Source organism: Pseudoxanthomonas mexicana (assembly GCF_010093385.1).
GTDB classification, from domain to species: Bacteria; Pseudomonadota; Gammaproteobacteria; order Xanthomonadales; family Xanthomonadaceae; genus Pseudoxanthomonas_A; species Pseudoxanthomonas_A mexicana.
On the sequence record NZ_PDWV01000013.1, the window covers coordinates 64,471 to 75,356 of the forward strand.

The 10,886-nt window shown below is 68.7% G+C and carries 11 protein-coding genes; 10 read left to right on the top strand and 1 reads right to left on the bottom strand.

Translation table 11 applies throughout. The features are described from left to right. Window positions 1-80: 80 nt before the first annotated feature. From CSC76_RS06990 to CSC76_RS07030, 9 genes are all read left to right on the top strand, one after another. Window positions 81-2,444, top strand: a complete 2,364-nt coding sequence (locus CSC76_RS06990; RefSeq protein WP_162109335.1) for a DNA translocase FtsK — start codon at window positions 81-83, stop codon at window positions 2,442-2,444. A gap of 99 nt (window positions 2,445-2,543) precedes the next feature. Beyond that, window positions 2,544-3,167, top strand: a complete 624-nt coding sequence (gene lolA / locus CSC76_RS06995) for an outer membrane lipoprotein periplasmic chaperone LolA (RefSeq protein ID WP_162109336.1) — start codon at window positions 2,544-2,546, stop codon at window positions 3,165-3,167. 127 nt (window positions 3,168-3,294) lie between these two features. Further along, window positions 3,295-4,662, top strand: coding sequence for a replication-associated recombination protein A (locus CSC76_RS07000; RefSeq protein ID WP_162109337.1), 1,368 nt, complete (start codon window positions 3,295-3,297; stop codon window positions 4,660-4,662). Window positions 4,663-4,681: 19 nt separating this feature from the next. Next, entirely contained in the window at window positions 4,682-5,095 is a 414-nt protein-coding gene (crcB, locus tag CSC76_RS07005) for a fluoride efflux transporter CrcB (protein ID WP_162109338.1), read from the top strand. Between the two features lie 203 nt (window positions 5,096-5,298). Then, window positions 5,299-6,825, top strand: coding sequence for a hypothetical protein (locus CSC76_RS07010; protein WP_202923495.1), 1,527 nt, complete (start codon window positions 5,299-5,301; stop codon window positions 6,823-6,825). 119 nt (window positions 6,826-6,944) lie between these two features. After that, window positions 6,945-7,367 (top strand): hypothetical protein, encoded by a 423-nt coding sequence (locus tag CSC76_RS18995; RefSeq protein WP_162109339.1) that lies wholly within the window; start codon window positions 6,945-6,947, stop codon window positions 7,365-7,367. Continuing rightward, the gene (locus tag CSC76_RS07020) at window positions 7,364-8,068 is read left to right on the top strand and encodes a C39 family peptidase (RefSeq protein ID WP_162109340.1); all 705 of its coding nucleotides are present in this window, start codon (window positions 7,364-7,366) and stop codon (window positions 8,066-8,068) included. The genes CSC76_RS18995 and CSC76_RS07020 overlap by 4 nt, the downstream gene beginning before the upstream one ends. 1 nt (window position 8,069) lies before the next feature. Beyond that, window positions 8,070-8,573: a hypothetical protein gene (locus tag CSC76_RS07025; protein WP_162109341.1), complete on the top strand. Its 504-nt coding sequence runs from the start codon at window positions 8,070-8,072 to the stop codon at window positions 8,571-8,573. Window positions 8,574-8,611: 38 nt separating this feature from the next. Next, window positions 8,612-10,105 carry a transporter gene (locus CSC76_RS07030; RefSeq protein WP_238394895.1) on the top strand — a complete coding sequence of 498 codons (1,494 nt, stop codon included), beginning with the start codon at window positions 8,612-8,614 and terminating at the stop codon, window positions 10,103-10,105. 21 nt (window positions 10,106-10,126) lie between these two features. Here CSC76_RS07030 and CSC76_RS07035 read toward each other — a convergent pair whose 3' ends face one another. Then, on the bottom strand, window positions 10,127-10,501 hold the full coding sequence (locus tag CSC76_RS07035) for a DUF4345 domain-containing protein (RefSeq protein ID WP_162109342.1): 375 nt from the start codon (window positions 10,499-10,501) through the stop codon (window positions 10,127-10,129). A gap of 157 nt (window positions 10,502-10,658) precedes the next feature. Between CSC76_RS07035 and CSC76_RS07040 the strand changes: the two genes are divergently transcribed. Then, a partial coding sequence (locus tag CSC76_RS07040) for a DUF4124 domain-containing protein (RefSeq protein WP_162109343.1) occupies window positions 10,659-10,886 on the top strand: 228 nt, incomplete at its 3' end.

Sequence of the window (10,886 nt, forward strand, 5' to 3'; positions counted from 1 at the left end):
GAGAACGGACCGCTGTTGCCGTACTGACGATTCGTTTACTATCAATCACTAACAGAAATTTCCTAAGGTCTGGCCCCAAGGTGGCGAAGCAGCTCCCGGACAACGGCAAATCCAAGGGCGGCAATGCCGCCGCGCGCAGGCAGGCGTCACCGCCGAACCCGCGCAGGCAGCGCCTGTGGCGCGATCTGGCGCTGATCGCCATCGCGCCGCTGCTGCTGTATCTGCTGGCCAGCCTCTTCACGTTTTCGCCTCAGGACCCCAGTTGGTCGCAGTCGGGCAGCCTGACGGCGCCGGTCCACAACATGGGCGGACTGGCCGGCGCCTACCTGGCCGACATGCTGTTGTGGCTGTTCGGCTACGTCGCCTTCCTGCTGCCGTTGATCCTGGGCGCGGTGGCCTGGATCGCGCTGTTCGGCATGGATACCGACGGTGATGGCGAAGCCGACCTCGGCCCGGCGCTGCGCCTGATCGGCATGGTGGGCTTCCTGATTTCTGCCACCGGCCTGCTGCACCTGCGCGGCGTGCCGGCGGAACATTTTTCGGCCGGTGCCGGCGGCATCCTCGGTACGCTGGTCGGCAAGTCGCTGCTGAAGCTGTTCGGTGGGTTGGGCGGCAACCTGTTCCTGCTGGTGCTGTTCCTGACCTCGGTGACACTGGCGACCGGACTGTCGTGGTTCGCCGTGATGGAGCGCATCGGCAAGTACGTGCTGATGCTGCCGGACCTCTTCCGCCGCGGCAGCCAGCAGGCCAACGAGTGGCAGCAGACCCGCGCCATGCGCGAGGAACGCGAGACCGTCCGCAAGACCGACGCCATCGCGCGCGCAAAACGCGAGCCGGTGAAGATCGAACCGCCCGCGCCGGCGGTTGTCGAGAAGAGCGAACGCGCCAAGCGCGAGCAGCAGATCCCGCTGTTCCACGGTACCGGCGGCGACGAATCCGGCCTGCCGCCGCTGTCGCTGCTGGACGATCCCAAGCCGCAGACCAAGGGGTACTCGGAAGAGACCCTGGAAACGCTGTCGCGGCAGATCGCGTTCAAGCTCAAGGATTTCCGCATCGACGCCCAGGTGGTCGGCGCCTATCCGGGCCCGGTGATCACCCGCTTCGAGATGGAGCCCGCGCCGGGCGTGAAGGTCAGCCAGATCAGCTCGCTGGACAAGGACATCGCCCGCGGTCTGTCGGTGAAATCGGTGCGCGTGGTCGACGTGATCCCCGGCAAATCGGTGATCGGCCTGGAGATCCCCAACACCAGCCGCGAGATGATCTTCCTGTCCGAACTGCTTCGTTCGAAGGAATACGACAAGTCCGGCAGCGTCCTCACGCTGGCGCTGGGCAAGGACATCGCCGGCCGCCCGACCGTGGCCGACCTGGCACGCATGCCGCACCTGCTGGTCGCCGGCACTACCGGCTCGGGCAAGTCGGTGGCGGTCAACGCGATGGTGCTGAGCCTGCTGTACAAGGCCTCGCCGAAAGACCTGCGCATGCTGATGATCGACCCGAAGATGCTGGAACTCAGCGTCTACCAGGGCATTCCGCATCTGCTCGCGCCGGTGGTCACCGACATGAAGGAGGCCGCCAACGGCCTGCGCTGGTGCGTGGCGGAGATGGAGCGCCGCTACAAGCTGATGAGTGCGGTGGGCGTGCGCAACCTGGCCGGCTTCAACAAGAAGGTCAAGGATGCGATGGACGCGGGCCAGCCGTTGATGGACCCGCTGTTCAAGCCGAATCCCGATCTGGCCGAGGCGCCGCGTCCGCTCGAGCCGATACCGTTCATCGTCATCTTCATCGACGAATTCGCCGACATGATGATGATCGTCGGCAAGAAGGTCGAGGAGCTGATCGCCCGGCTGGCGCAGAAGGCGCGCGCCGCCGGCATCCACCTGATCCTGGCCACGCAGCGTCCGTCGGTCGACGTCATCACCGGCCTGATCAAGGCCAACATCCCCACCCGCATCGCCTTCCAGGTCAGCTCGAAGATCGACTCGCGCACGATCCTGGACCAGTCCGGCGCGGAAACGCTGCTCGGCCACGGCGACATGCTGTACCTGCCGCCGGGCACCGCGATGCCGGAACGCATCCACGGCGCCTTCGTCAGCGACGAGGAAGTGCATCGCGTCGTCGAGCACCTGAAGGCGAGCGGCAGCGCCGACTACATCGAAGGCGTGCTGGAAGAAGTGCAGACCATGGGCGACGGCATCGTCGTCGGCCCGACCGGCCTGCCGGAATCCGGGGGCGGTGGCGGCGACGAGTCCGATCCGCTCTACGACGAGGCGGTGAAGATCGTCACCGAGAGCCGCCGCGCGTCGATCTCCGGCGTCCAGCGCCGGCTGAAGATCGGCTACAACCGCGCCGCGCGCCTGATCGAAGCCATGGAAGCCGCGGGCGTGGTCAGTCCGCCGGAACACAACGGCGACCGCCAGGTGCTGGCGCCGCCTCCGCCGCGCTGACGCCACCTGAATGGACGGGGAGGGGGCCGCCCATGGTCTGCAGCCTGTTCAGTTTCGCCACGGCACACTCCTCACCACGTCCCCAGAATCGGAACGCCCATGCTCCGCACCACCCGCTACGCCCTCCTCGCCACGGCCCTGTTCGCGACCACCGCGCTCGCCGGTGCGCGCGATGAACTGAAGACTTTCACCACCGGCCTGAAAGGCCTGGATGGCCAGTTCACCCAGAAGGTCTACGACGGGGGCGGCAAGCTCAAGGAAACCTCGAATGGCCGCGTCGCGCTGTCCGCGCCACGCCTGTTCCGCTGGGAGTACAACGCGCCGTACGAGCAACTGATCGTCGCCGACGGCAAGCAGGTGTGGGTCTACGATCCCGACCTGCAGCAGGCGACCGTACGCGAACAGGGCATCGAAGAAGAGAACAGCCCGCTGGCGGCGCTGATCGACCCCGGCAAGCTGGACCGGCAGTTCAAGGTCGCCGAAGCGGCCGGGCAGGGTGGTGTGCAGTGGCTCACCCTCACGCCCAAGAACGAAGGCGAGGCCAGCTTCCAGACCGCCCGTCTGGCCTTCGCCAACGGCACGCTGGTCAGCATGGAAGTGAAGGACGCGGTAGGCCAGCGCACCGAGATCCGGTTCTCCGGCTGGAAGCGCAACCCGGCGTTTGCGACGGGCACGTTCAAGTACGCGCCCGCGAAGGGTGTGGACGTGGTCGGCGGCCCGTAAGCCCGAACGCCTCCTGGCGGGTGCACGCAACGCCGCCCCGCATGCGGACATGGTCGTGCATCCGGCGTGGTGAGCCACCGGTGATTGCTTGCGCCGCGGCTTCTGCCCGGCGCCGCTACAATGAGCTGTGGCCCGATCGAAAACGCCCCTGGAACCGTCGACCGACCTGTTGAGCGTCGACAACGAAACGCTGCGCCCGCTCGCCGAGCGGATGCGTCCGCGCACGCTGGACGACATGGTGGGCCAGCGCCGGCTGCTCGCGCCGGGCAGTGCGCTGCGCCGCGCCGTCGAGAGCGGCCGTGTGCACTCCATGATCCTGTGGGGCCCGCCGGGCTGCGGCAAGACCACGCTGTCGCTGTTATTGGCGCGCTATGCGGACGCCGAGTTCAAGGCGATCTCCGCCGTGCTGTCCGGGCTGCCGGAAGTACGGCAGGTACTGGCCGAAGCCGCGCAGCGCTTCGCCAGCGGGCGGCGCACGGTGTTGTTCGTGGACGAGGTGCATCGCTTCAACAAGGCGCAGCAGGATGCGTTCCTGCCGCACATCGAGCGCGGCACCATCATCTTCGTCGGTGCGACCACCGAGAATCCCTCGTTCGAACTGAATTCCGCGCTGCTGTCGCGCTGCCGCGTGCACGTGATGGAGGCCGTCTCACCCGACGACATCCGGCAGGCGCTGCAGGCCGCGCTGGATGACGCGGAGCATGGACTCGGCGGACTGGGCCTGCAGGTCGATGACGCCGCGCTGCTCGAGATCGCTGCCGCCGCAGACGGCGACGTGCGGCGCGCGCTCACCCTGCTGGAGATCGCCGCCGAGCTGGCGGCCGACGAAGGCGGACGCATCACGCCGCAGACGCTGGTGCAGGTGCTGGCCGACCGGACGCGACGCTTCGACAAGGGCGGAGAACAGTTCTACGACCAGATCTCCGCGCTGCACAAGTCGGTACGCAGTTCCAATCCCGATGGCGCGGTGTACTGGCTGGCGCGCATGCTGGATGGCGGCTGCGATCCGTCCTACCTGGCACGCAGGATGACGCGCATGGCGGTGGAGGACATCGGCCTGGCCGATCCGCGCGCCCTGCAGATGGCGATCGATGCCTGGGATACGTACGAGCGCCTGGGCAGTCCGGAAGGCGACCTGGCGCTGGCGCAGCTGGTGATCTACCTGGCCAGCACCGCCAAATCGAATGCGGGCTACAGGGCGTTCAACGCCGCCAAGGCCGACGTGCGCGAGCACGGCACGCAGGAGGTGCCCATGCACCTGCGCAACGCGCCGACCAAGCTGATGAAGTCGCTGGGCTACGGCACCGGCTACCAGTACGACCACGATGCCGAGGGCGGCATCGCGCGGGACCAGACGGCGTTCCCGGATGCGATGGGCGAGCGCATCTACTACGCGCCGGTCGAACGCGGGCTGGAGATCAAGCTGAAGGAAAAACTCGACCGCCTGCGTGAGGCGCGTGCGCAGGCGCGCCGCGCGTCCGGGCGCGAAGACTAAGCGGACAGGGGCACGACGCATGCCGGTACAGGCCTGGGTATGGTGGCAGCAACTGGGGCTGATGATGGCCGGCGGCGCGCTGGGTGCCGCCGCGCGCTTCTGGCTGGGGGGCGTGTTGATGCGACACCTCGGCAGCGGGTTCCCGTGGGGGACGTTCGCCGTGAACATGATCGGCTCGTTCGCGGCCGGTTTCCTGGCGATCTGGCTGGAATCGCGCGGCCCCTCGGCGCTGTACTGGCGTGCATTCCTGATGGTGGGTGTGCTGGGCGCACTGACCACGTACTCGGCGCTGATGGTGGAATGCCTGCTGTTCGCGCGCAGTGACCGGCAGGGCCTGGTGCCTGCGTATCTGGCCGTCACCCTGGTGGGCGGTCTGGCGCTGGTCTGGCTTGGCGCACGCCTTGCCGGCCTGCTCCGCGGCTCCGCCTGGTAGCGGCACAACGTCCACGCCGGACGCGTCCGGCCACCTCCCATGCGCTCATGACAGGCCCGGTCCGCCTGCGGACGAGCGGCGCGTGCCGGAACGAAAATTTAACGCCTGAGGCGGATACGCCTAACGATTCCCGTGCAAACGTGACCCGCGTCGCTCTTTAGGGGCTTCCCCTGGGCTCCGGATCGACCACAAGGAGAATCAACATGTGCATTCGCAAGACACTGATCGCTTCGGCGGTACTGCTGGCACTCGGTACGACGGGACAGGCACTCGCGCAACAGACCAACAACGAGAGCGGACGGGGTGACGACATCCTTGTCAACCTCGCTGTGGACATGAGCAACAACAGCACCAACACGGACAACAGCGACAACTCGGACAACTCGGACAACTCCGACAATTCCGATCACAGCGACAACAGCTCCCACGACGGCGACAACCGCGACAACCGGGGGCGCGCCAATGCGGAAGGATTCGGCTCGACCGCCGCGAACAACGGCAGCACGGCCACATCCACCTTCTCCAACTCCTTCAACCACAGCAAGGCGGTCGCCGAAACCAAGCTCATGGGCTCGGTGTCGGGCGTCACCGTGCACGACATCGGCAACGTCGCGCAGAACTGGGGCGACGCCAATGGCGGTGACGGCGGCAAAGGCGGTGCCGGCTACGGCGGCAAGGGATACGGCGGAAGCGCGGCCGGCGGCACCGGCAATGGCGGTGACGGCGGCGATGGCGGCAACGGTGGCAGCGGCGGCAGTGGTGGCGATGCCAACAACGGCAGCGCGACCGCGGGCGACTCGTCCAACGGCAGCGCCACCATCGGTGATGCGACTGCGGGCAACGGCGGCCGCGGCGGCAACGCCAACGATACCGGTGGCGCCAATGGCGGCGACGGCCAGGGATGGGGCGCGGACGGCAACGCGACGGCCGGCGACGGTCGCGGCCGCGGCGGCGATGCCGGCGGCTGGGGCGGTGACGGCGGCGGGGCCAGTGGTGCGTCCGGCGGCGATGCCGGCAGCATGAGCGGCGACACCGGTTCCATTGCGGGGGCCTCGGGTGGCGACGCCGGTGCGGGCAGCGGCAACGTGCGCGAGCGCGGCAACGGTGACGGGACCAGCGGCGACGGCACGGCCACCGGCGGTGCCGGGACCTCGGGCGACGCGACTGCGACCGGTGGTGCCAGCACGGCGACCGCGGGTGCGGGCACCTCGGGCGACGGCACGGGTACGGGCGGCGACGGCTCCGGCACCGGCGGTGCAGGCTCCGGCACGGGTGGCGATGCCACCGGCACCGGTGGTGCAGGCAATGGCTGGGGCGGGGCCGGCGGCAGCGTGACCGCGACCGCAGGCAACGGCGGCGACGGCGGCGATGCCAGCAACGGCGATGCCACCAACGGCGGCGCGTCGTCCAGTGCCAGCAATGGCGACGCCACGGCCGGCAACGGCGCCAGTGGTGCGGTGGGTGCGACCGGTGGTGCGGGCGGCGTCGGCAACGGCGGCGACGGCAACGGCGGTGACGGCAACGGCGGCGTGGGGAACGGCGCGACCGGCGGAGCCGGCGGCGCAGGCGGTTCGGTCGCGGTCGACGCGGGTGCGTTCGACATGTCCAACAACATGACGAGCGTCGGGCAGTCGGCGGCCGGCATCATGGTGGCGGCGCAGAACAGCGGCATGGCCTCGCTGATCCAGCAGGGCATCACCGTCCAAGCCAACCTGACCGTAGGCCCATAAGCGATCCGCCGGCGTCCCGGCCCGTACGGCCGGGGCGCTCCGCGCGGACGTCGGGCGCCCCGCTTCGCGGCGGGGCGCCTTGAGGCCGCACGGTGGACGCATGGCAAGGGAGACTGACCATGCATACGCACCAACAGGCCGGGTTGCGCATCGCAACCTGTGGATTGCTCGTCCTGGCGTTCGCCGCTTCGGCCGAAGACGGCATCGCGACCGGCGCCGCACAGGCACCCGTACTCGTGCTCGAATCCCCCGTTCCGGAGCTCCCGGTCGTGGCGGTCAGCGAACTGGGCCACGCCGTCGCGGTGGACCGGCTGTCCGCCCTGCGGGGAGGCGACGGCAGCCAGACCGAGAACCTCATCGATGTCGATGGTTCCGTGGACGACAACACGGCGCACCACATCACCAGCGGCACCAACAGCATCGCCGACGGCGCCTTCAGCAACGCCAGCGGCATCAACACGGTCATCCAGAATTCCGGCAGCAACGTGCTGATCCAGAACGCGATGATCGTGACCGTCGACTTCGCCGGCGGCCCGCAATGAAACGTCGCGTCCGGTCCTGGCGATGGCCTGCCTACGCGGCACTGGCCTGCGCGTTCGCCGTACTGGGCGGCGCGTCGGCCGCGACCAGCGACGTGCGCGTGCCCGGCGGCGCCTACAACGTCCGCCTGACCAGCCTGAAGGAAGCGCGCTTCAAGACCACGTTGCCGCAGCAGTACGACTTCAGCTGCGGCTCCGCGGCCACGGCCACGCTGCTGACGCACCAGTACGGCCATCCGGTCAGCGAAGTGGACGTGTTCGTGCAGATGTACAACAACGGCGACCAGGCGCGCATCCGCAAGGAAGGCTTCTCGCTGCTGGACATGCGCCGCTACCTGCGCTCGAAGGGCTACGAGGCGGATGGCTTCGAGCTTCCGCTGGACAAGCTGCAGCAGGAGAACGTCCCGGCGATCGTGCTGCTCAACGATCGCGGCTACCGCCACTTCGTCGTGGTGAAGGGGCTGCGCGACGGCCGCGTGCTGTTGGGCGATCCGGCACGGGGCACGCGCGCGATGCCGCGCTCGCGCTTCGAAGCGCTGTGGGACAACCGGGTGATGTTCGTGGTGCACAACCAGCGCCAACGCGCCCGCTTCAACCAGGCCCGTGACTGGCAGACCGCTCCTCCGGCGCCGCTCGACATGGGAATCCAGCGCGACGGCCTGCGCAACGTCACCGTGCCCCGGCGCGGTCCAGGAGACATCTGACATGGACGCAAGACGACACCCGGCCCTTCGCCTGGCGCTGCTGCTGGCGGTACTGCTGGTTCCCTCTGGCGCGCGCGGGCAGGGTGGCGAACTGGGCACCGAATGGCAGCCGGTGGATCCGGCGCGGCTGGCGCAGATGCGCGGCGGCTTCCAGATGCCGTCGGGCATGATGCTGTCGTTCGGCATCGAGCGCGTGGTGTTCCTCAATGGCGAACTGACCGCGCGCATCGCCGTGCAGATTCCCGACGTGGCGCGCATCACGCCCGAGCAGGCCCAGGCCCTGGCCGACTTCAACCGCGGCATGGTGGTGCAGATCGGCGAGGGCAACCGCTTCGATCCGGCCCAGGTCGCCGGCGGGCTGGTCATCCAGAACACGCTGGACGACCAGGACATCCGCACGCTCACCCGCATCGAAGTGGGCGTGGACACGCTGGGCGCCTACCAGAGCCTCAATGCCAACGGCGCGCTGACCGATGCGCTGATCCGCGCGCCGGGCGGCCCCTGATCCGCACGCCGTCCTCCACGCACACGAAGGGGAACACCATGAAAGGGACGTCTCTGATCGAAGTGGCACCGCTGGCGCTTGCCGTGGGCCTGGGCGTGCAGGCCGGACAGGCGAGGGCGCAGGTGGCGGTCGATCCCGCCCCTCCGGTACCGCCGGTCCCCCTGCAGCCCTACGAGATCACCGCCGACGCACGCCTGGACGCGCTGCAACGGCAGCTCAACGAACAGACCCAGCGCCTGCAGCAGATGCGCGAGGCGATGCTGGCGCAGGAGCAGCAGATCTTCAGCCTGCAGAATGCGCTGAACGAGGAAATCCTGGCCAATGCGCGCGCACGCGGCGCGCCGGCGCCGGTCATCGTGCCGTCGCTGAACCAGGCGCCGACCTTCCGCGACACGCCGGCGCCCGAGCCCACGTACATCGTGGTCGGTCCCTCGCCGCCACCTGCGTCCGCCGCCGTCGCGCCGGTCGCATCCGCCGGCCACGGCGTGCAGGTCGCGCAGGCCGGTGCGCCTGCGCAGCAGGCGGACGGCACGCAGGCGCCGCAGCGCGTGGGGCAGGCGCCCGAAAGCGACTCGCGTCCACCGGAAGTGGCGCAGATCTTCGACCAGCCCGGCGTGCTGACGCCCAAGAACAAACTGGTGCTGGAGCCGGCCCTGCAGTACGGCTACTCGGCCAACGACCGCGTCGCGCTGGTGGGTTACACCATCATCCCGGCCATCCTGATCGGCCTGATCGACGTGCGCCAGGTGAAGACCACCACCGCCGTGGCCACGCTGACCGGCCGCTATGGCGTCAGCCGGCGCATGGAGGTGGAAGCCAAGGTGCCGTACGTCTACATCCACAGCGACACCGTCAGCCGCGAGATCTTCACCGGCTCGGCGCAGGACCGCGTGTTCAACGCGCGCGGCAGCGGCATCGGCGACGTGGAAGTCACCGGCCGCTATCAGCTCAATCGCGGCGGCCCCGACAAGCCGTTCTATATCGCCTGGCTGCGCTACAAGAGCAGGACGGGACAGGACCTGTTCGACGTGACCACCGATTGCGTGACCCGCTGCGTGGCCAACACCACCGGCACCGGCCTGCCGCTGGACCTGCCGACAGGCAGCGGCTTCAACGCGGTACAGCCCGGCCTGACCTGGCTGTATCCCTCCGACCCGGTGGTGTTCTTCGGCAGCTTCAGCTACCTGCACAACTTCAAGCGCAGCAACGTCTCGCGCCGCGTGCTGGGCGGGCAGACCGAATTCCTGGGCGACATCAAGGCCGGCGACATCATCGGCTTCAATCTGGGCATGGGCCTGGCGTTGAACGAGAAGGCCGCCATCAGCATCGGCTACGACCAGAGCATCGTCGGCAAGACCAAGCAGGACGGGCGGGAAGTCGCCGGCGCCGTGCGCACCACGCTGGGCACCTTGCTGCTGGGCGGCACGTACCGCTTCAGCGACCGAATGTCGTTGAACGTCGCGCTCGGCGTGGGCGTCACCCGTGACACGCCAGACCTGACGCTCACCGCGCGCGTTCCGATCAACTTCTGAGGCGCGCTCGCCGCGCCTGGTTCAGACGGACCGGCCCTGCCACCACAACCCAAAGGCCGCCGCCAACATCAGCCACTCGGTCCCCGCCAGCACGAGTGTGGCGGTTTCCACCGGCCACCAGCGCAGCAGGGCGACGCTGCGGAACAGCACGATGGGCAGGTAGAGCGCCATCGCCAGCACCAGGCCCGTGCGCATCTGCTGGGTCCAGGCGAACCATGCGAACAGGAAAGCCAGGCCCAGCTGCAGGCCGCCGTAGATGGCGAGGTATTCGGTCTGCCCGGACCGCGTCAGCGATGCGTAGCCGACGGCCGCGGCGGTGCGCGCGGGTGCCAGCGTGCACCACACGGCCAGCAGCAGGTAGATCGCCGCGTTGAGGTACAGATAGGCGCTGGTCATGGTGTTGCTCCTGCAATGGAATGACGCGGTTCTCGCATGGCAGGGGGTGATGGCGCAGTGAATGCGCGGAAAAGTCCGATGCCCGCATGCGGTGTGCGCCGATGCCACGCCCGGATGCTCGGCGCGATCCTGCGTGCCCGCCGTCGAGGAACGCGCCATGTCCCACTCCCATGCCCCTGCAGGACGCCTGCTGCTGGCCTGCGTGCTCATCGCATTGGGCTCGTCCACCTGGGGCAGCGGTCCCGTCTACAAGTGCCGCGACCACGCCGGCCAGGCGCACTACCAGGCCAGTCCATGCCCGACCACGCAGCACACGGAATGGAGGCGCGAGTATCCGGACAAACCCTCTGCGCAGACGGACGCCGGCCCCATCGCGCCCCCGACG